The 21,267-nt window shown below is 37.0% G+C and carries 18 protein-coding genes; 7 read left to right on the forward strand and 11 right to left on the reverse strand.

The features are described 5' to 3' along the window. Nucleotides 1-39 precede the first annotated feature (39 nt). The gene (locus tag G4D63_RS17095; protein WP_163180965.1) at nt 40-1,137 is read left to right on the forward strand and encodes a YheC/YheD family protein; all 1,098 of its coding nucleotides are present in this window, start codon (nt 40-42) and stop codon (nt 1,135-1,137) included. 25 nt (nt 1,138-1,162) lie between these two features. Here G4D63_RS17095 and G4D63_RS17100 read toward each other — a convergent pair whose 3' ends face one another. Further along, entirely contained in the window at nt 1,163-2,539 is a 1,377-nt protein-coding gene (locus tag G4D63_RS17100; RefSeq protein ID WP_163180967.1) for a Mur ligase family protein, read from the reverse strand. A gap of 156 nt (nt 2,540-2,695) precedes the next feature. Between G4D63_RS17100 and G4D63_RS17105 the strand changes: the two genes are divergently transcribed. Next, nucleotides 2,696-4,021, forward strand: coding sequence for a YheC/YheD family endospore coat-associated protein (locus G4D63_RS17105; protein ID WP_163180969.1), 1,326 nt, complete (start codon nt 2,696-2,698; stop codon nt 4,019-4,021). A 233-nt stretch (nt 4,022-4,254) separates the two neighbouring features. Here G4D63_RS17105 and G4D63_RS17110 read toward each other — a convergent pair whose 3' ends face one another. Next, nucleotides 4,255-4,860: a flavin reductase family protein gene (locus G4D63_RS17110; protein ID WP_163180971.1), complete on the reverse strand. Its 606-nt coding sequence runs from the start codon at nt 4,858-4,860 to the stop codon at nt 4,255-4,257. Nucleotides 4,861-5,285: 425 nt separating this feature from the next. Between G4D63_RS17110 and G4D63_RS17115 the strand changes: the two genes are divergently transcribed. From G4D63_RS17115 to G4D63_RS17135, 5 genes are all read left to right on the forward strand, one after another. Beyond that, entirely contained in the window at nt 5,286-5,801 is a 516-nt protein-coding gene (locus tag G4D63_RS17115) for a fasciclin domain-containing protein (protein ID WP_163180973.1), read from the forward strand. Between the two features lie 267 nt (nt 5,802-6,068). After that, entirely contained in the window at nt 6,069-7,724 is a 1,656-nt protein-coding gene (locus G4D63_RS17120; RefSeq protein ID WP_163180975.1) for a family 14 glycosylhydrolase, read from the forward strand. Between the two features lie 170 nt (nt 7,725-7,894). Next, the gene (locus tag G4D63_RS17125; protein WP_163180977.1) at nt 7,895-8,989 is read left to right on the forward strand and encodes a hypothetical protein; all 1,095 of its coding nucleotides are present in this window, start codon (nt 7,895-7,897) and stop codon (nt 8,987-8,989) included. Between the two features lie 55 nt (nt 8,990-9,044). Beyond that, complete coding sequence (locus G4D63_RS17130) at nt 9,045-9,749, forward strand: ABC transporter ATP-binding protein (protein ID WP_163180979.1); 705 nt, start codon at nt 9,045-9,047, stop codon at nt 9,747-9,749. Then, nucleotides 9,739-10,854 (forward strand): ABC transporter permease, encoded by a 1,116-nt coding sequence (locus G4D63_RS17135; RefSeq protein WP_163180981.1) that lies wholly within the window; start codon nt 9,739-9,741, stop codon nt 10,852-10,854. Before G4D63_RS17130 ends, G4D63_RS17135 begins: the two co-directional genes overlap by 11 nt. A 219-nt stretch (nt 10,855-11,073) precedes the next feature. Here the strand turns inward: G4D63_RS17135 and G4D63_RS17140 are convergent, their stop codons facing one another. The 9 genes from G4D63_RS17140 to G4D63_RS17180 all read right to left on the reverse strand — a co-directional run bounded on the left by G4D63_RS17140 (nt 11,074) and on the right by G4D63_RS17180 (nt 21,035). Further along, nucleotides 11,074-12,132 (reverse strand): lipid II:glycine glycyltransferase FemX, encoded by a 1,059-nt coding sequence (locus tag G4D63_RS17140; protein ID WP_163180983.1) that lies wholly within the window; start codon nt 12,130-12,132, stop codon nt 11,074-11,076. After that, nucleotides 12,133-13,914 carry an aminotransferase class I/II-fold pyridoxal phosphate-dependent enzyme gene (locus G4D63_RS17145; RefSeq protein WP_163180985.1) on the reverse strand — a complete coding sequence of 594 codons (1,782 nt, stop codon included), beginning with the start codon at nt 13,912-13,914 and terminating at the stop codon, nt 12,133-12,135. It abuts the gene before it with no gap. A gap of 16 nt (nt 13,915-13,930) precedes the next feature. Next, entirely contained in the window at nt 13,931-14,671 is a 741-nt protein-coding gene (locus G4D63_RS17150) for an acyltransferase (protein WP_163180987.1), read from the reverse strand. Next, complete coding sequence (locus tag G4D63_RS17155) at nt 14,668-15,921, reverse strand: glycosyltransferase family 4 protein (protein ID WP_163180989.1); 1,254 nt, start codon at nt 15,919-15,921, stop codon at nt 14,668-14,670. Before G4D63_RS17155 ends, G4D63_RS17150 begins: the two co-directional genes overlap by 4 nt. After that, a complete protein-coding gene (locus G4D63_RS17160) occupies nt 15,918-16,607 on the reverse strand; it encodes a WbqC family protein (RefSeq protein WP_163180991.1) in 690 nt (229 codons plus the stop codon). The genes G4D63_RS17155 and G4D63_RS17160 overlap by 4 nt, the downstream gene beginning before the upstream one ends. After that, nucleotides 16,604-17,242 (reverse strand): PIG-L deacetylase family protein, encoded by a 639-nt coding sequence (locus G4D63_RS17165; RefSeq protein WP_163180993.1) that lies wholly within the window; start codon nt 17,240-17,242, stop codon nt 16,604-16,606. Before G4D63_RS17165 ends, G4D63_RS17160 begins: the two co-directional genes overlap by 4 nt. 35 nt (nt 17,243-17,277) lie before the next feature. After that, nucleotides 17,278-18,369: a glycosyltransferase family 4 protein gene (locus tag G4D63_RS17170; RefSeq protein ID WP_163180995.1), complete on the reverse strand. Its 1,092-nt coding sequence runs from the start codon at nt 18,367-18,369 to the stop codon at nt 17,278-17,280. Between the two features lie 4 nt (nt 18,370-18,373). Further along, the gene (locus tag G4D63_RS17175; RefSeq protein WP_163180997.1) at nt 18,374-19,612 is read right to left on the reverse strand and encodes an O-antigen ligase family protein; all 1,239 of its coding nucleotides are present in this window, start codon (nt 19,610-19,612) and stop codon (nt 18,374-18,376) included. An 85-nt stretch (nt 19,613-19,697) separates the two neighbouring features. Next, entirely contained in the window at nt 19,698-21,035 is a 1,338-nt protein-coding gene (locus tag G4D63_RS17180; RefSeq protein ID WP_163180999.1) for a nucleotide sugar dehydrogenase, read from the reverse strand. Nucleotides 21,036-21,267 lie beyond the last annotated feature (232 nt).

Below are 21,267 nucleotides of genomic sequence, written 5' to 3' on the forward strand. Positions count from 1 at the left end.
TCATGAATAGACTATAGAAAGGGAAAGGAGTAGATGTTTGTGAATCCACAATATCTAGGTATTATTATTCCGAAGTCAACCTATGACAGGATGCCAGTCTTAACAAGCAATGACCGTAGCATGTTTTCGATATGGGAAAACACGGCAAAACGCCATCAGCTTATTCCTTGTTATTTTCGCTTCTTTGACATTCAACCGGGAGTGGAAACGATTTCTGCTTTTGTGAAAGAGGGAAACGAGTATCAACGGAAACAAATCCCTAGCCCTAGCGTGATCTATTCAAGAGTGTTGGATCACCTTCCCGCTTTTCGTTCACATATTAAATCCCTTCAAAACGATGGGAAAACAATATTTAATGTGCCAAATTACGATGTAGAAAAATATAAAATTCATCAAATCCTTAAGCAGGATCCGTATTTGAAGGAGCATTTACCTGAAACTGAAGTTCTAACCATTGAATCCTTAAATAAAATGGCCTCCAACTACTCAACATTAATTTTAAAGAAAAGCTATGGAGAATTCGGAAAAGGTGCAATGAAGCTGGAGAAAATCGATAAAGAGAATTGGTGTTTATCGTATAAGTCAAAGAAAGATGAACCTTTAAAAAGAGTTCTTTTCAACAAAAAAATCCCTTCCCTATTAAAAAAGCGTGTAACGAAAAAGACGTATATTATTCAGGAGTTAATTCCTCTAGCTACTTTTCAAGGCAATCCCTTTGATATGAGAGTAGCTGTCCAAAGGAATATACAGGGACATTTCCAAGTATCAGGAATCATGTGTAAAGTTGCAAAAAATCAGGAGTTTCTTACAAACGGTGCACAAGGAGGAACTACTTATACGTTAGAAGAAATTGCAGCCCAATCTCACCCTACAATCCCCTTAGGTACTTTACAAGCTAGAATAAGCGACTTTTCCATTGATCTATGTAAGTATCTATCAAACTACTTTCCACATCTTGCTGATTTGGGTTTAGACATTGGAGTAACGAAGGAAGGAAAACCATATTTTATTGAGTGTAACTTTATATCGGATTACGCAGACGGGATATTTAAGAACGGAGAACTTATTAATGAGGATTGGGAAGCGGTTTTTCGTACACCGATCGAATATGCAAGATATTTACTAGAAAAAGGCTGATTCCTCTAAGAGAATCAACCTTTTTTTACTTGATTAGCTTTTTCATTACATCCTTAAAGGATCTTCTCATCGAGGTTTTAAACAAGACAGCCGTATTCGAATCAATTACTTGTAGTAGAAGCTTTAATAAAGAATTTTTGTCATTGATCGTATAAACAGCTGATGGATCCATACCCATTTCTACGGCTTTACGACAAACTGGTTTACTCTGATGACCAATTGTAATTAATACATCTACGTCATAGTTAACCACCAATTCTCCAACCTTTTCATGTTCCGCAACCGAATATTGCCCAAGTTCTTCAATTTCCCCTATGATGGCAACCTTTTTTCTGCCCTTTGCCGTTTCCCTTAACACTTCAAGTGCAGCTTGAATGGATGTTGGGTTTGTATTCCATGTATCATCGATGATGAGTGACCCACGGAAGCCATCATGAAACTGAAGATGCCTTTCTATATGCTTAAATGTTTGAAGTCGATTAATCGCCTCTTTTAAGCTTACACCGACTAATGAAGTTGCAGCTAAAGCCGCTAATGCGTTATACACATTGTGAGAACCATATCCAGGTACAAAACACGGATAATTTCCACCCTTATAAGAGAGCACAAAATCCATTCCAGCCTTTTCATGATTAAAGGAAATCGAATGACCTCTAAAATGAGCCGAAGCATCTGTTCCAACATAGACGACATTTCCTTTAAATGACTTTAAATCTAACTCCTTTGAGATTTTATCATCACTATTGAGAATCATGGTACCATTTTTGACGGCAGAGATCATCGAGGCTTTTTCTCTAATATATGCATCCTGACTTTTAAAGCCTTCAATGTGATCGGTTCCAATGGTAGTGATGATTCCAATCTGCGGCTTAAAGTAATGGGCGGAGTAAAGAAGTTGATTGGGACCTGATACACCCATTTCAAATACTGCATGATCTGTCGTTTCATCCATATTCATTAAATAATCTAAATTTCGTTTTAATCCATTCTTACTTTTTATCGTACTTACTACTTTATGTTCTTTAGATAAAATCCACGATATCATTTCTTTTGTTGTCGTTTTCCCGCAAGTACCTGTCACTCCAATGACTGGAAGGGTAAAAAGATTGCGATAGTAATCCACAAAGTTAAAATAAGCTTTCTTAACATTTTCAACCACTACGACGGTTGTGTCCTCCTTCACACCCTTTAGCTTGGCTGGGTTTGAGGTAACCACGATTACCGAATTAGTATGTTGAGGTAATGGGAATGATTTTCTCTTTTTTTTAATAAATACTAACGTATGGTCTGTAATAACGTGATCATCATAACTGGCAACACTCTTAATGGTCTGAGCTGGATTTCCACGAACGACTTTCCCTTCTATAACGGATAATACATCTTGCAATAAAAGCTCTTTCACAATATCCTCGCCCTCTTTTTTGACGTTTCTTTATCCTATTAAGAAGCACCTAATGTTGTAAGGGCATATATCTATTTTTAGGGATATTAGACTAAGATTAACGACATTTAAAAATAAGGCAGGAATCAATCAGGACTAGAGGGTGATGACGAAATCATGTATACCATTCATTCATGTAGCAACACAGTTCGTACCGTGAAATTCCCTGTTCATTTATTGAAAGATACAGAGGTACCCAAAGACATTCAATTTGGTGTAAGCCGTATACAGGTAGATGTTGTTATTTCTGATGAGATAGAAGGAAATCAAATCACCATTTCAAATGATGTACAACAAGCCTTAGAACTTCCACTTTCATGTCAGTATGAGCTTCGCTTTAAAAATGGGGTTCTCGTCATAGGGCCGTTTATTGGGATTCTTGCGGAGGTAACGGATAAAAAGTTGGAGCCATTACTCCGTAGCTATACCAGCTTTGTAAAAGGATATGAGAAAATAGGTGGGGCGATTATGGTGTTCTCGCTTAGTGGGATTAATGAGGAAGACAGAAGGATCTCTGGATATCTTTATGACCCTTCTTCAAAAAAGTGGAGGACTACAACCCTTCCCTATCCTTCTTCCATCCTATCAATTATCGAAGCAAGCCTTACTTCTGATTGGAGCTTGTTCCAAAGCAAAATGGAACATTTACTCTCAGTCCTAGGTCCTCGTGTGTTTAACTTCCCTCATTTTTCAAAATGGGAGATGCATAACATCCTATCTCCTAAGCTTTCTCATAGCTTGCCAGATACGATATGTTATCAAGATCCTGTGGATGTATTAGACATGGTGATCAAGCACGGCAATGTCTATGTAAAACCAATTAACGGTCGGTTAGGAAGAAAGATTTATAGAATTATAAAAGCTCCACAAAAAATTGCTGTGGAATATACTTATAGAAAGAAAAACAGAATTAAGTATTTTACAAGTAACGAGAAGTTCCTATTGTTTATTAAAGAACAATTGATACCTAAAGCCTATTTAATTCAAGAAGCCATTCCTTTAATGATACAGGGAGACAGAGTCATTGATTTTCGGATGATTATGGTTAAAAACGAACTAGGAAAGTGGGAGAATATTGGCATATTCTCTCGATTTGGGAAAAAAGGTAGTATCGTCAGTAATATTAGCTCTGGAGGACACACAGAATTAGCAGAACTAACCCTCCAAACCATTTGGAAACTATCCAATGAAGAGATCAATGAAGTGAAAAGGAATATGTTACACATTGCTAATCAAAGTCTGCAGCTACTTGAAGAACAAGGCTATCACTTTGGAAATATTGGTTTCGATCTAGGACTAGAAGCAAATCGCAAAATATATATTATCGAAATTAATCATCAAAACCCAGACCCCTACATTGCCTTATTTGCTAAAGAAAAAGGATTATTTTATCTAACTCGTTTCAAAAATATGATGTATGCGAAAAAACTAGCTGGCTTTTAAGGTGGGGTACCTTGTCCCATATTCTTAGATGGGACAGGGGGACAGGTACCTTGTCCCAAAATTGAATTTAGTTTTTATCAGCGAGTAGCCCGATGATTGTAACCAAACATTGGAATTCCTTGCTGTTTTCTTGAGGTTAAGACTGCAAATAGCACAAAAAAAATCACCTAGACCAATGTGTCATAGGTGATTTTCTATTCTATTCCAAAGGTTCAATATACATATCGACTTTCCTATTTACGATCTCTTGGCAAATAGAAAAAGTCCTTATTTTCACTATAATTCCCCGCTAATCTTCCTAGCGGCTGAAGTTTATCTAAATTCACTTTGTAGTTACCTAAATAGTAGTCTTCTTCTATGTGGTATCTGACCATTCTCCCAATGATTAAATGATCACTACCTAACTCAATAATCTGTTCTAGCTGGCACTCCATTTGGATGGGAGCTTCTTTTACCCTTTTGGGTTTTACAACACTACTGTCGATGGGCGTAACTCCTGCTAGTTCAAATTCATTAACGGTAGTTGGTACATTTTCTGCACTCTTTTCCATTTCATTCCCTAAGAAGGTAGGTACTACGTTTATGACAAACTCCTTTTGGGTCCGGATATTGACTAATGTATCCTTCTCCGTCCCTTCTCTTTCCCCTACTCCAGGCCCAACTGATATGCATAGCATAGGTGGGTTTCTAGATACCACTGTAAAAAAGCTATAAGGTGCAAGGTTTAAAACTCCCGAGTCTGATATAGTGGAAACCCATGCAATCGGTCTAGGCACAACAGAACCACTTAATAGCTTATAGACTTCTTTTACCTCTAATTCTGACGGATTAAATTCCATAATGAAACATCTCCATTCTTTTTAAACGACAGTCATTTTATTAGGATTATATACCTATTTGCCAAATGTTCTACCGAAAAAGCTCCAGATCGGTAGACTACAAAATAGCAGGGATTTTAAACAGTTTTATCTTCATTTTAGTTGTAGTGGAATCAATTAATTATACCCTTGTTTACATTTAATATAACTTTACTGTTTAAAAATAACCTTTATTACCTAACAGCCTTTTTCATTTAAAAAATAGGTTCAACTTAGCATTCAATGGATTATTCATTAGAAGATTATTAAACTTCTATAATGACGCACCACATTGCATAAGATGGCATGTCGTTTTTTGTAAATTTAAAAACATATACAAAATTCCTAATTATTTGTATATTTATTGTGTAAGTAATGTATAACTTTATGATAAAGGAGAGGTTAAAATGAAAGTAAAAGGTATTATTGTCATGATGGTCTTTGTTATGGTCATGTCTCTCTCATCAGGTGTACTAGCACAAGGAAATGGCGCAAAAAGAGGTCCGACTATTACGGATACAGTTGTAAGTACGGCAAGTGCAGATAACCCAGAGTTTACAATTCTACTAGCTGCACTTCAACAAGCAGAATTGGGTGGGGTATTAGATGGGAAGCGTCAGTTTACCGTCTTCGCACCTACAGATGCAGCATTTGCAAATCTTTTGGAAGCGTTAAATGTTACTCCAGAACAATTACTTACAAATCCAGATTTAGCTAGTATTCTGTTATATCATGTTGTACCTGGAAGAATAAATGCCTCTGATTTAGAGGATGGAATGTTGTTACGAACGATAAATGGCCAGAAGATTAAAATCTCTCTTGGCGAAACTGCAAAAGTTAATGATTCTACCATTGTTAAAGCTGACATTTCAGCTTCTAATGGAGTCATCCATGTGATCGATGCAGTGTTGATTCCTGAGTAAGTTAAATCTTCTAATATATTTAATTAAATTTGACTCTTATAAAAACCTACCCATTCTCTTAGAATGGGCGGTTTTTTTGTATTAATGGGACAGTCTTGTACTCTTCCTTCTCATTTTACATAGGCTGAAAAAATCTGGGTGAAAATGTAAGTTTAGTAGTGCTTATTTACCTATTTTTACAGACTTATCAGAAAATACACATAATGTATTTTTTTGTATGATATTATTAATGCAAGCGTTTGCATAAACTAATTAGGGAGAGATTACATGAAAACATTTTTGAAACACATGAGTATTAGACTAGCTATTATATTGTTGATTGCTACTAGTATTTTTGCCACACCTGCATCTGCTGACATTGAGTCAAATTATAAAGCATATGTCATGGCGCCTTTAACAAAAATAACCGATTGGACAGCGTTTGCTAATCAGCTGGCAACACTGAAGAATAATGGTGTATATGCTTTAACGACAGATGTTTGGTGGGGAGATGTTGAGTCAGCAGGAGATAATACGTTCAACTGGTCCTATTATAGACAATATGCTCAAGTCGTGAGAAACTCAGGCTTAAAATGGGTACCCATTCTTTCCACACATCAATGTGGGGGAAATGTTGGGGATGATTGTAATATTCCACTTCCTTCGTGGGTGTGGAGCAAAGGAACACAAGACTTATTAACTCATAAATCGGAAACGGGATATGTGAATAGAGAAACACTCAGTCCATGGGCATCTGGAGTGATTAGTACACAATATAACGAGCTTTATCGATCTTTTGCTCAGAACTTTGCCGACTATAAGGACATTATTGTGAAAATCTACTTAAGTGGTGGACCAGCAGGAGAGCTTCGTTTTCCATCGTATGTTTCAGCAGATGGTTTTAACTATCCTAATAGAGGAAAGCTACAAGCATATACAGAAACAGCAAAGAATGATTTTCGTAATGCGATGCAAACAAAATACGGAACATTAAGCAGTTTAAATACCGCTTGGCAAACCAATTTAACCTCATGGAGTAGTGTATCTCCTCCAACAGATGGAGACAATTTCTTCACTAGTGGGGCCGCTTATAATAAGCAATACGGAAAAGATTTCATGGCATGGTACCAAGGAGTGCTAGTCAAGCACTTAGCATTAATTGCACAAGCAGCACAAACCAACTTTGGTTCTACTTTTGGAGTACCGATCGGAGCAAAAATCGCAGGAATTCATTGGAAGATGAATGATCCATATATGCCTCGATCTGCAGAGTACTCAGCTGGTTACTATAACTATGCTACAATCTTAGATCAATTCAAGACAAGTAACTTAGATTTAACCTTTACTTGCTTAGAGATGGATGATAATAGTGCCTATACAAGTCCTTATTACTCGGCACCAAAATCACTCGTCACACAAATTGCCAACCTAGCTACACAAAGAGGAATTGTATTAAATGGAGAAAATGCTCTTGCCATTTCAAGCTCTGATGCCGGATATAGTATATCTAGATATCAAAATGCCGCGCAGCATCTATTTAATGAAGGATTTAGTGGCTTTACCTTACTAAGACTAGCAAACATTGTGAATGCAGACGGTAGCAAAACTGCTGAAATGGATCGTTTTAGGGATATTTTAGTAGTAAAGCCTATTAACGTTGAGTTTACAGTTCGTTATGCACCTACTGTTAACGGAGATACAGTGTATGTGACAGGTAATCGTTGGGAAACCGGAATGTGGAACAGTTCAGATGGAAAGATGATTAAGCTTTCATGGGACAGCACCAACCAAGTATGGAGAGGCACAGGAACCATTGCCGCAGGAAGATACAACGAATTTAAAGCCGTGATCGTTAAATCTAACGGTAGTATGAACTGGGAGCCAGGCAGTAATAATATCTGGACCACTCCATCCACTAACAGTAACTACATTATAAATTGGTAATAGAGAAAAAGAGATCGGATTACATAATCCTATCTCTTTTTTTTTTGGACCATGGGGACAGGTACCTTGTCCCACTTCTGTGACCGACATAAAAGTTCACCTAACTGTTACATTTGATCAAGTTATGATTTGTTATTTATTGGTAAAATGTAACTATGGAGGTTGATCCTATGTTAATGGATATCAAAAGAAGAAATAACTATTTACTATTCATCCTGTTTACATCTTTGGTCTTACTAGCTAATTATTTTTTAATGAATGCAACTTTATATAGTCCGGTTACCACCGAATTGGCCATTGTAACCGTGATTGATTTAGCAATCTGTTTGCCTTTAGCTTTTTACTTCCTCATTTTAAGAAAAAATCATTCTATTATTCATATACTACCTGTTGTCATTATTGGTTTTTGGGTGGCTTACTTTTTAATACCTAATCATCTCTTTGAAGAAATAAAGCCAGTTATGTATATCCTTTACGGATTCGAAGCTCTATTTATCTTGTTTGAGTTGTATTTGTTGATATTGGCTATTAGAAAATTCCCTATCCTTATACGAACGTTTAAAGATAAAAAACGCGACTATCCTCAGTTTACACTTTCTCTTCGTAAATCTTTTGAGGAAACTTTTCAAAACAAAAAGATTGGAGCGATCCTAACAACAGATCTATCCGTGATCTACTATAGCCTTTTCAGTTGGAAGCAAAAAGAAAAAGAAGCTAATCACCTTTTCAGTTATCACAAAAATACCGGATATTTAGCTTTTATCATCATGCTTGTACATGCTTTAGTCATAGAAATGATTGGTGTCCATTTCTTAATTGCTCAAAAAAGTCACCTTCTCGCATGGATCCTGACAGGCTTAGATTTATATACAGTCCTATACTTAATAGCCGATTACCGAGCTGCCAAGCTATCACCCATATCTATTAAAGATAATGTAATGAATATCGTCATTGGTGTGAGAAGATCAATAGAGGTGCCAATTGAAGAAATCAAAAGCTTCGAGAAGACAAGTACTGCTAAGAGTATAAGAGGTAAAGAAAAACACGCATTTTTCGCAACACTTCCTGAACTGATTGAAGAAGACAACGAACCAGACTTTGAACTAGTTCTGCATCGCCCGGTAGAAGCGCATTATATATTCGGAATCAAAAAGAAGATTAGCAAAATCTATATAACAGTCGACGAAAAACAAAAATTTTGGGACATGGGGACAGGCACCTTGTCCCAGGTAACACAATCTAGGGACAGTGAACTCGACTTATAATCCGAACTGAAAGTTATTAGTAGTAAGGTATATCTTTTTAAAGGGGGAAAGAGAATTGCTTTTAGATGTAAGGATTAAGGAGGCTGGATATCAACAAGCAAGCTCCGTCATTAAGCATATACATTTTTCGGTTCGCCGAGGAGAATTGGTTGGGTTAATTGGACCAAACGGTGCTGGAAAAAGTACTACAATTAAAACGATATTAGGTATCATGAAACATGTAAAAGGAACCATTCATGCACAAGATTTTGCCTATATTCCGGAGCGACCCATTTTCTATGATCGTCTAACGTTATGGGAGCATATTGAGTTTCTGTTTTCAACGTTGGCACTTAACGAAAAAGACCTTCAACAACAAGCAGAGGAACTACTAAAGATTTTTCAGTTGTCTCATGTTATTCACCAATTTCCAGAAAGCTTTTCAAAAGGAATGCAGCAAAAGTGTATGCTGATTCTCGCATTCTTAAAGAAACCTGATTTGTATATTATTGATGAACCTTTTATGGGACTTGATCCGAAAGCGACGAAACGATTATTAGACTTACTGAAGCGTGAACAAGATAGAGGAGCAGGAATCTTAATGTCTACTCATGTTCTTGATACTGCCGAAAAGGTCTGTGACCGATTTGTACTACTGTCAAATGGACAGTTAGTTTTACAAGGTACACTGGATGAAATAAGAGTGGATAGTGGACTTGAAGATGGCTCTTTATTTGACTGTTTTGATGTATGTACAGAGAGGGACATATATGTCAGCTAAACAGCTTTTCTTCAGACGACTAGTAAGAGAATGGAAAGATCAATGGCATATTTTCCATTCTGTATTAGATTGGAGCGTTTTATTATATATCGCCATTCCTTCTATTGTTTTTGGTACTCTCTTTTATATAGACCTTTGGAGAAATGTTGATCTGTATTGGCATCCGGATTTCCCAATTCTCTTGATCTTACTTCCTGTTTTATTGGTGTCAACAATGGGTAACTTTAGAACCTATCTTCTGAAAGCTGACTTGTTGTTCTTAATACAAAGAAAAAAAACGATTCATACTTTAAAAATTCTGGGGTTTTTTTATACATTTGTGCTGAAAACCATAAACTCGCTAGTCTTGGTATTTATGGTCACACCCGTCATGTTAAAAGTATACTACTATTCATTTGAAGATCTCATGAACCTAGCACTGTATCTTTTAGCATTCTCCCTTACTTTTTTAACGGTTAATAAAATAATAGATCACCGATTAATTAAATGGAGTATTCTATTCCTTCTCTTTGTGGGAGCCACTCTTGGTGCCTTATTCCCTAACCAATACGTTAGTTCCATTTGTATTGTAGTCGTTGTTGTTTCACATTTAACCTACATAATTAAGAACAATCATTGGTTTTTAAGAGAAATTGAAATTGAAGAATATGAAAAAACGAAGTATGTCAGACTTATTATTAATTTTTCAGCTGAAGTAGAAAAGGCACCTTCTAGTACCTTTAAAAAGCCAATCCTCTTATGGAGAAAATCAGGACGTATTTTTAAAGAGAGGAGTCAACAAAACGGACTATTAGAGTTGATTTTAAAAGGATTTCTCCGAGATCGAGGTTTATTCTTTACCTATCTTCAACTTATGCTTTTAACTTGTACCGCCATATATATCCTTCCCTTTTGGTTGAAATGGGTCATATGGATCTTATTCTTCCTGTTTATCAATTTATGGACAAAAGCACTGTATACTAAATTGATGAGCAGTCCCTTCTTTTCAGTAGTACCAACTAATGAAGGCATAGAATTAGAGGTTTGTAACAGATTTATTAAACTACTTACCCTTCCACCTGTTTTGTTCACAGGGATGTTATCCGTACTCTCAACTATTCTCTAAGGGACAAGAGGTCAGCTCACACCTTGTCCCACCTTGAAAGACTATAACTATCTAGAAGTACAGTTACTCGCTAAGAGGGCTCTATTTAATCTTTTGCCCAATAATATGCTCACCTTACAGTGGATACTACCATAACATAGCGATCTTGAAGTCAGAATGACAAGATCGCTATTTAGTTTGAAGCAAGAGCTTTGGGACAAGGTACCTGTCCCCTCGTCCCTACTGTTGACGGTAGACAGGGAAGAAATTTGGGTTGTATTCTTTCTTGGCATAATATTCTTTCCAGCTAGTAATGAGGTTGTTATACTTTTCTTCGTTATGAATCTTTTTTCCAATATAAAAGTCTAAGATCCCTTGTGAATTGAACCTCTTTTTGTATTGAAATAAGGAGTCGTCTCCGCTATAGCCTCCACCTAAGTGGAGTTTCTTGAATCGCTGCTTCATACCCCAAAGAGTAGCCTGATAGAATAATAGGTTATTCGCCCCGAGGTACATATAGTCCTGATTTGAGCCGCCTAAATGGTAGTGGAGAAATTCGCCTTGATAAAAAAAGATGGCTGCAGCAATGGGCGTTTCTTGGTTATATACTATTGTAATCATTGAGTTGTTTGGAAAATGCTTAAAAAGCTGGTGAAAGTAATTGGAAGGAAAGTAGTAGTATTCTGAGGCATTATTTTTGTCCATCGTTTGATAGTAGAGTTCTAAAAAGGTGGGTATTTCCGCTACAGCATCTGTTCCTTGTAGGATTCTCGTTGTTAAACCATTCTTTATTGCTTTTACAGTATTTCTGCGATGATTTTTGTGTAAGTTCTTAAAAAAGTGGTCTTCATTTTGTTCAAGGTCAATATAAACAGTATCTCTAATATGGAGTACCTCCATACATGTTTCGTGGTGTACTTGGTTTTGGATTAATGGGTTAAAACGTACAAATTCTGTTATGATCTTTTCTTGTTTACAGTATTCTTCAAAGGCTTTTCTAAAACCTTCAACCATTTCCTTTGATAGACTACCAAGAGGACCTCCATATCCGTAAGGAGTTATTATATCAAAGTACTTTTCATTCTTGTCTACAAACGGAAGTGATGAAAGTTCTCGTTTTAAAAAAGGATATACAATCTTTTCTCCAGCCTGTTCATATACAAATAGATAGGGTTCTCCGTCACCTAATTGTGTATATAATAGACAATAATCCAGTTCAAAATATAGGTCTGTTACTCCACAGTCTTTCAATTCTTTCTGCCATTTCTCTTTGTTTTTACTAGACAGTACGTAATGCATTTAAGTCACCTCACTTTGGTTTTGGCCTAAGGCTGACTTTATAACATGAATGACCCGCTTTTGTTCTATAGTGGTTAAACTTGTTCCTGACGGTAAGCAAATTCCGTTTTTAAATAAATGCTCGGCTACACTACCATTCTCCTGAATGGTAATAAAAGGTTTGTTTTTGTATACCGGTTGTAGATGCAATGGCTTCCAGACCGGTCTAGCCTCAATATTTTGTTTTTGCATAGCTTCTAAGATTAAGTTGCGATTAATCTTGGTTAGCTTTTGATCGATGATCATACATGTCAGCCATTTTGTTGAGTAGGCATCTGTCATTTCTGGCATAAATTCGATACCTTGAAACATGGATAATTCATTACAATACGTGTTAAAAATCTCTCTTTTTTTCTGAACCTTTTGGCTAAGTTTCGTTAGTTGACCTCTCCCTACAGCAGCAAGCAAATTACTTAATCGATAGTTATACCCTACCTCCTCATGCTGATAATGAACGGCAGGAAGACGTGCCTGAGAAGCTAGATATCTTGCCTTTTTTAGTGCTTCTAGGTTCTCTGATACCAGCATTCCTCCACCTGAGGTAGTAATAATTTTATTACCGTTAAAGGAGAATACGCCAAACTCCCCAAATGTTCCACTTGGCTTTCCCTTATACGTAGCACCTAAAGATTCTGCTGCATCTTCAATGATTGGAACGTGATAGTAGTCGCAAATCTCTTTGATTTCATCGTACTTGGCACATTGTCCATATAAATTGACGACAATGACAGCCTTAGGTAGTTTTCCATATTGACCCATACAGATCTCAAATGCTTTCCTTAGTGCTTGTGGGCACATATTCCAAGTATCTCGATCTGAATCAATAAAAATAGGCTCAGCTCCCTGATACAAAATTGGATTTGCACTGGCTACAAACGTTAGCGAAGAACAGAATACAAGATCTCCAGGACCTACATCTAGCAATCTTAAAGCAAGATGCAGTGCGGCTGTTCCAGAACTGGTTGCCACAGCTCCCTTACTACCAATCATCTCTGCAAATTCCTTTTCAAACAAATCAACATGTGGACCTAATGGGGCAATCCAATTGGAATCAAACGCTTCTATTAAAAGATTCCTTTCCACCTCTCCCATATCAGGTGGTGATAGAAATATGGGTGTATTTTGTTTACGATCGTCTTCGTTATTCCCTGTAAAAAAGGGCATATTGACATGTCCAGGTGATTGAACATCTCTAGTTGATACTACTTTTTTTAGCGTGAACATCATAATTTTTAGGTCAAGATACAAGGAGCAATGATCTACATACCAAACATCCAGCTTAAATTTTTGATCCCATGAAATGGCATTTCGACCATTCACCTGTGCCCACCCTGTCAATCCAGGCTTCATTTCATGCCGACGTTTTTGAAACGAGTTATATAAAGGAAGGTACTCCATCATTAAGGGTCTGGGGCCTATTAGACTCATTTCTCCCTTTATTACATTGATCAGCTGTGGTAATTCATCTACACTATATTTCCTGAGGAGCTGACCGATCTTTGTTACTCTCTTCTCATCAGATACTAACTGTCCCGCTTCATCCGTCCCATTCGTCATCGTCCTAAACTTATAGATTTCAAATGGTTGCCCCTGCAGCCCTGGTCGTTTTTGCCTAAACAAAATGGGACTACCTAGTGTAAGTTTAACTACAATCGCTACCGCCATCATGACAGGAGAAAACAGTATTAATAGACAAATTGAAAAGAAGAGATCGAACAAACGTTTATACAGGTTTACATACATGTTTAACTCCACCTTACTAGTTATTCTCTGATCGTCTTTGCTCCAGTGGAACATCTCTTATTTTTTTCGCAGGCACTCCCATTACGAGTTCTCCTTTTTTCACGTCTCTTGTCACAATACTGCCTGCCGCAACAACCCCTTCTTCCTCAATAATGATTCCCGGAAGGATGACGGCATTTGCTCCAACTCTACCTCCATTTTCAATGGTAACTCCCTTTATTTTCTTTAAACGCTCCTTTGTTCGTCCCATAAATTGATCATTCGTTGTTACGACACAAGGAGCAATAAACACATGATTCTTCAGCACCGAATAGGCCGTAATATAGCTATTTGTCTCTAACTTGCAATATTGTCCAATTGAGCAGTGATTCTCAATGGCTACCCCTCGCCCCACAATCGTTCCTTTACCAACTGTAACGCCTTCCCGGATGGTTGCTAAATCAGCAATATATACCTCTTCTTCAATAACAGAATCCTGATAAATAATAGATGAAGATCCAATAATCACCTCATTCCCAATCTTAGTAGGAGAGGATTTCTCAGATACATTTAAAATGGAATTCTTGGCTTTAACCGGTTTTTTTCCGATAATGACATGATCCTGAATGACTACATCATTTCCAATGATGGTGCCAGAATAGATAATGACATGATGGCCGATCACGACATTCTCACCTATTTGCACACCTTCTTCAATGACGACATTTTGCCCTTTCTTATACACTGAGTGTTGTTCACCTTGTGAATGTTGACTCATCCTTTCCCCTCCAGTTCAATAGTTGATGTCTCTTTGAAGGTATCAATTAATTTTGTTGATAGCACATCCCAAGAATGATGATCTTCTACAAAATGACGGGCATTTTCACCCAACTCTTTACGCTTTTCTTCATCTTTATAGAGAGTTAAAATAGCTTCTGACATCTCTTCAGCTGAACGTACAATGACACCTCCGCCTGATTGTTCGATATGATACTCACCTCTGTTACTTAAAAGGACCGTTGGCAAACTTGCCGCCATATAATCGTATTGCTTATTAAAGCTAATTCCCCATTTATAAAGCTCAGCGTCCTTCAAACTAATAAGCCCTACATCCGCCCGCTGTAAAAGCGTAGGTATATGCTCTTTTAGTAGGGAAGGTAAAAAAGTCACATTATCTAACTCAAACTTCTCTTTCATTTTCATGAGTTTTTCTTTTTCTGGTCCATTACCTACTAATAGGAAATGGATAGATTCATTTTTTTCTTTCATCTCATTAGCTGTCCAAAGGATCGAATCTAAATAATCGGAAATACCATGTGAGCCAGTATAAATGGCAATAAATCTATCTTTAAGATGTTGTAAGGTTTCCTCTACTTCTAGTGGAAGGTCACAAGGTGTTGTTGAACGAAACCTTGATAGGTCTACTCCATTAGGCAAGAATAGGACTTTATTTTCATCAATTCCTTTTCCTTTTACATAATCTGGGGCTTTATGAAATAAGACAATAATTTTTTGTGCTCTTTTATATAGGAATGTTTCTAGCTTCCCTAAAGCCATCACAACTGGGTGATATTTTGAAACCTTCCCGATATCAATTAATGTTTGTGGCCAAAGATCTCTTTCTTCAAAATAGAAGTGGGCCCGTTTTTTCTTTGCTAAAACATAGGCGATTACTGGAGCAAGTGGATGCATTAAGGACCCGATGATCATATCAGGTTGTTCTTTCAATTTCTTTGCATAGTGATAAGCCCTAAAAGAATAATCTAGAATGTTTTTGACTCTTTTCCAGTCATTCCTGTCGTATACTTCCGTTTTAATCCAGACAAATCTAATTCCGTCATGCACTTCAACTTTTACCTTTTCACGATTGATAATTCTAGTATCTTCACTTGCTTGATGAGCAAAAGATGACGCAAATATAGTAACTTGATAACCTTTTTTAACAAGTTCTTTTGCTAGATCATAATGCCGGGTTCCCCCACTAGACATCGGGCCATTACTGTAATGATTAAAGATCCATATATTCATAGACTCTTCAACCCTTTCCATATGGAGAGATCTTGAACATTAAATAGAAAATCCAGTGTACTCAAGCCTGCTGTGAACTCTCCGAATAGTTGAGGATACGGAAATGGCTGAAATGGATGATAGTCAATCTCTAAGCCACGGTCCTTAAAATAATGATCCTCGATATAATCTTTTCCTGTTGGACCAGAAAGGTAAGTGTCTCCCCCTATAGCTGTAACAAGCTCAGCTAAAAGTTCCGATCTAGTACCCTTTGCATGTAATGTTGATGCTTTTATTAATTCTGTAGTAATACCAAGTTCTTTTTTTATTAGCTCAATAGAGGGAATGGTAAAGTCAATAAGATGGTCTATATGTTCCAGGTCATATAGCTGCTGAATTTTGGGGAACAAATCATTAAATTGTGGACTGTTTCCGTAAAAAAACTCTAGTGTTTTTACATGCTTAGACTTCCAGTCCTGATCATGACTTATTAAGACATCATGAGTAATCTGTGCAAAATTCCCTTTCACTTGAACAGGGACTGTAAGCCATTTTGTACCATGTGTTCCTTTAATTTTGACTCGATTTTGATAGCTTCGTTTACTATAAGGGACTTGGTCTAATAGAATCATGGTGTCAGAAGCAGCCATCTTCTCAAAAAAACCCATCCATGGAAACAAATTTGGCTGGTGAATGGACACAATCATATAACCACCCTCAATACCTCATAGGATTCTGCCCATGTTTTTTTTATTTGAACTCCTCTAATTCTTGCAAGTCCATAAATGAATTCTTCATAAAAATAAGGTCTGCTTAGCTGAATTTGAGACTGATAGGATTGTAATGCCTTCCACTTTAAATCAATATGTCGTTCCTCCAATTCAACAAAGGCCTGTGATGAAAAGGATGTTTGATTCCAGGGTAGTTCATAACCAAGTACGGGGATATGTTTAAACACTCTTACCCCCTCATTATGAATAACGTTATGGTCTTGATGAACATCTTGAGAGCATGGTAGGCATACTAAATCAGGCTGAATTTCACCTCTTAATTTGACAATGTCTTCTAATATTTCCTGTCTTTTACATGAAAAATTTCGAACTTTATATGGTAACACCCTTGTATACTCTTCCTTCACCCCTAAAACAGACATCGCTTGTTTAAATTCCTTACATAGTGTATCTGCTGCCAGATCTTCTGGAAGTGAATCTTCTGCAGACGAAAAAGCAACTACAAACACTTCCACGCCTTCTTCTATCATTCTCGCGATGAGCCCACCGGCCCCAAGTTCTGCATCATCTGTATGTGGTGCTAATACTAGTAATCTATTTACCTTGAACATAACATTGTGTCTCCCTCCTTATGAATGAATGCTCTTCATAATTGTTCATACACTCTCTTTAGCTTTGTACTCTCTGCTTCCCAGTTATATCGGGTTTGAACTGCCTCTCTGCCATTCTTCCCCATTTCTTTAGCCTCTTCAGGATGATCCACCAACCACTGTATCGCACTAGATACTGCGTTAGTATCGAATGGATCCACACAAACACCACATTTTCCACCTTCCACGATTTCTACTAATAAAGGAAAATTAGATGAAATAACGGGAATGCCTGAAGCCATATATTCAAAAATCTTAATCGGTAATGAGTGTATATAGGCTGGTGTCGGATGACCCAAATATAATCCTGCAACAGATTGTCTCAAGATAGCCCTTATTCCTTCACGATCTAAATACCCAAGTTCCACTACCTTTGGCCAACCAGGAAGCTGCTTCATCTTATTGCGAAGTTCCTTTTCTTCAAAAGAACCTGCAAGTAATAAGCATGAATCAGCTTTTTCAATAGATTGAATCATTTCCTCAATACCACGTGTTCTTGATAATCCACCGATATAGCAGACTGCTACTCCCTTTTCACCGAGAATCTCTTCATCTTCTCTAAATTCTTCATGCATTGGATAGTTACAAACGGTTACTACATTTTTAGCCATTTTTTCAAACCTCTTTGAGATATGAGGCGTTGCCGTAATAACTGCATCAAAGCACCTAACACTCGTGTTTTCCACCCATTCTGCCCCAATTGAAATAAGTGTTCTTAACGACCGATTAATCCAATGCTTTGATAGTATTTGCCTAGGAACATCTTCATGGACATCATATATGACCTTTTTCCCTTTTGCCTTTAAAAGGAGTCCCACTATAATTAGCTCTGGATCATGAAAGTGATAAATATCGGCATTCACCTTCAAGGCTTTACGATATACTTCGAAAATAGTTTTAAACAAACGATCTCTTCGACTTGCTGGTGTACTGATTGAGACAATCTTAACTCCATTTATGACTGTATCCTGATCATGCTGAACAATAAAATAAACATCATGACCCATGTTTTTTAAACTTAAAGCTTCTTTATAAAAGATTCTTGTATCATCGATTGAGTGAACGGATGTTAAAATACAAACCTTCATCTTCTTACACAGCCTTTCTATTCATACAGCACAGCAATCCCAACATGGCAAAAAACAATCTGTTATCCGGAAGGTCTCCGCTGACAAGTACATTAAAAAAAGAACTGACAAACATCATGATCATCATTAGATTTACCTTATTCTCATTAACCTTTTGAATAGAAAACAGGTGTCTTGTTGAAAGAATCAGCAACATCGATAGAAGGATTAGTCCAATAAGACCTAACTCAGAAGCGACTTCTAAAAAGATATTGTGGGGATAATTACGGATGTCTTCTCCTTCATGAAGAATGGGCCATGAGCCAATCCCATTTCCAAAGATCGGCTGCTTCATCCAGTAGACGATCGAATCCCAATAATAGCTAGACCTTACTCCTGCTGAGGTCACATCTTCACCTTCGAAAAATGACATTAACCTTGATAAAGTAATCAGTGGTTGATTGGTAAGGATTAGATATACAATTGTACTGATCAGTAGAAAGATGATAACAAGTGCTGTTAGAGCATAGCTTTTCATCTTAATTTGATTTTTTTGAATGGTTAGTGAGTAAAATAGTGGTACGAGTAAGGCTAAAAATGTTCCTATTAATGGTCCACGTCCACCCAATACTAGCAAAGAAGATAGCATAGAAATATACACTATTAAACTCGTTAATTTTTTAACCACACTATTGGCATAAAAGAGCATGTAACCTGAACAAATAATGGCTCCTAGGCTTATAAGTTGACCTGTTCCCAAATAACTACTGCCCATTACATTTACAAAGCCAGCACGATCTGAATGAACATACACTATGCCTACCTGAGCTGCAAACCAAGCTCCTAATATAAAGGTCAACTGCAGAAAACGTTTGATTCTTCCAGAGGATGAAGCAATAATGACACTTGTTGAGAAAATGGATAGAAAGACTGTACTTGACATAAAAAGCACTTTCTCAGATGCATACACGCTACTAGGTGACCATAACAAACTAACTATCATATAGGTAAGAAAGAGAATGTAGAGGCCATTAACAGATCCGGCATGACGATCCATTAACCAGTTTCTTTTTAGGCCTAGTATATAAAAACAGTAAACACTACTAAGACCGAAAAAAAATAAGGTTAGGTCCAAAGGGATGATCGAACTTATAAAAGGGTCTCCTTTATACAAACCGGCAAATAAGAATAAAATAAACACAGCTTCAAATGAAAAAAAACTTCTAATAAAAGAGGTAATCCTTAATAAGTTGTTCTTTTTCATTTGATCCCCCACCTTGCGACCTAGTTCTGTTATCATATTCCCTAATGTCAAATTCCGTTTCCATATTTTAGAAATAAACCATTTCTTATAATCTATAATATTTAGCTGCTATGTCTTTATCTTTTAATGCATTTCTTGTATCTAAGATGATCCTTGCTTTAGCTGCGATAGCGTCATAGTCAAACTTACTATGATCCGTCGTAATCACTACAATATCTGCGTTTTGTAGATTCTCTTCGGTAACAGGGGTTGTTTTATATTGTTGGTTCCCATCCCCCCATGTATCAACATAAGGATCACTGCTTATGATTGTCGCACCTCTATTACGTAAATGCTTCGCTATCAATAAGACAGGTGATTCTCTAACATCACTTATATCTTTTTTGTAGGTAACTCCCAGTAAATAGATGGTGGATCCTTTAATCGGTTTTCCTTCATCATTCAGTATCTTCCCAATTTTTTCTACCACAAAGTCTGGCATACTATTATTAATTTCTCCGGCTAATTCTATAAGTCTTGTATGATAATTATACTCACGTGCCTTCCATGTTAAATAAAAAGGGTCAATAGGAATACAGTGCCCTCCGATTCCTGGACCTGGATAAAATGGCATGAAACCATATGGCTTGGTGGCAGCTGCTTGAATAACCTCCCAGATGTTTAATCCCATCTTGTCACATAAAATCGCCATTTCATTAGCTAGCGCAATATTGATATTTCTAAACGTGTTTTCATAGACTTTCTCCATCTCTGCAACAGCCGGACTTGACACTTCATGTACATCTCCTTCTAACACCATCCGATACAATGTTGCAGCTACCTTCGTACAAAGAGAAGTTACTCCCCCCACCACTTTCGGTGTATTTTTTGTATTAAATAATGCATTACCGGGATCAATACGTTCTGGGGAATAGGCTAGAAAGAAGTCCTTCCCACATTTGAGCCCTGACTTTTCTAATGTTGGCTTTAGCACTTCCTCTGTCGTTCCTGGGTATGTGGTACTTTCTAAGACAATTAATATCCCTGGGTGCAAATTCTTCTGTATTTGCTCTGTGGAAAATTGTACATAGCTTAAATCTGGCTGTTTGTAGATATCTAAGGGAGTAGGGACACAGATTACTACTGCATCAACCTTTTTTATGAATGAATACTCTGAAGTTGCAATGATTCTTTTCTTGTCAACCATCTGTCTCAAATCCTCATCTGCAACATCTGATATATAATTTTCTCCCTTGTTGACCATATCGACCTTCTGCTGTTGAATATCAAACCCTATAACCTGAAACCCTGCTTTTGCCTTTTCGACAGCAAGTGGAAGGCCAACATACCCTAGTCCTACTACTCCAATTACTGCTTTCTTGGATTCAAATTTCTTGATTAACTGTTGAGCAAAGAGTGAGTCGTTGGAAGCTAATGAATCCATATATTTTCCTCCTATCTAGATGACCTCTCCAAAACTACGCATATCAGGGATTCATGGGTTTAATTTCGGAAAAACATTCCTTCAATTAAACCCAAAAATCAGGAGATATCATTAAACCATTTTTTACCATACTATTAGTTCCATAGTCCTTATGTAACGGCATATATCTCGCATTTGTGAATAAACCCACACTTTCAAGTCATATTGGTTTTCAAAAAAAAGATCCGGATAC

This window comes from Bacillus mesophilus (genome assembly GCF_011008845.1).
Taxonomy (GTDB): Bacteria; Bacillota; Bacilli; order Bacillales; family SA4; genus Bacillus_BS; species Bacillus_BS mesophilus.